This is a genomic window from Aliivibrio finisterrensis, from assembly GCF_008933155.1.
GTDB lineage: Bacteria > Pseudomonadota > Gammaproteobacteria > Enterobacterales > Vibrionaceae > Aliivibrio > Aliivibrio finisterrensis.
In genome coordinates this window covers 1-954 of sequence record NZ_WBVP01000074.1, presented here as the reverse complement: position 1 = coordinate 954, position 954 = coordinate 1, and the positions used below count along the sequence as shown (strand labels likewise).

Sequence of the window (954 nt, the reverse complement as noted above, 5' to 3'; positions counted from 1 at the left end):
CAGCTTAATCTGCATAGTAGCAAACGTGTTATGCAGGCGTTATATTCACAAAGCTTAAAAATTAATCCGTATTAGCTCCGTACAATTTGCACTTTGGTCGTTTAAATCTTATACTCATATTAAATACGGTATTACTCCGTACAATTGGGGGTTTTATGGCTACTGCAAGACTTGATATCCGTTTGGATGAAGAAATCAAAGCTAAGGCTGAGAAAGCTTCAGCTTTACTTGGTTTAAAAAGCTTAACTGAATACGTTGTTCGTCTAATGGACGAAGATTCAACTCAGGTAATTTCTGAGCATGAAAGCATCACTGTTGAAGCAAATGTATTTGATCAATTCATGATTGCTTGTGACGAGGCTAAGGCTCCGAATAAAGCATTACTTGAAGCCGCTGCATTTACTAAAAGTGGTGAGTTTAAGTGAGTTATTCCAAAACTTTCAAAGAATTGGATAAATCACAGCACGATAGAGCATCATTTGACTGTGGGGAAAAAGAGTTAAATGATTTTATCCAAACTCAAGCTGCTAAACATATGCAAGCAGGTATCAGCCGCACAATGGTTTTGCCTGCTTCAGTGCCATTACCAAATCAGAAATATCCAATTTGTTCATTTTATAGTATTGCGCCAAGTTCGATTAGCCGTGATACGTTGCCACAAGCGATGGCTAAAAAATTACCACGCTATCCAGTTCCTGTTTTCCTTTTAGCTCAACTTGCAGTTCATAAAGAATTTCATGGAAGTGGGCTAGGTAAAGTTAGCTTAATCAAAGCTCTCGAATACCTTTGGGAAATTAACTCTCACATGAGAGCTTATGCCATTATTGTTGATTGTTTAACTGAACAAGCTGAATCATTCTACGTAAAATATGGTTTCGAGGTTCTTTGTGAAATCAATGGTCGAGTAAGAATGTTCATTCCGATGAAAACAGTCGGTAAGTTATTCACTTAGAC

At 37.3% G+C, this 954-nt stretch carries 2 protein-coding genes; both read left to right on the top strand.

The features are described 5' to 3' along the window. Positions 1-155: 155 nt before the first annotated feature. Positions 156-425 (top strand): type II toxin-antitoxin system TacA family antitoxin, encoded by a 270-nt coding sequence (locus tag F8B77_RS17330; RefSeq protein WP_005423939.1) that lies wholly within the window; start codon positions 156-158, stop codon positions 423-425. Continuing rightward, entirely contained in the window at positions 422-952 is a 531-nt protein-coding gene (locus F8B77_RS17325) for a GNAT family N-acetyltransferase (protein WP_151656899.1), read from the top strand. Before F8B77_RS17330 ends, F8B77_RS17325 begins: the two co-directional genes overlap by 4 nt. Positions 953-954 lie beyond the last annotated feature (2 nt).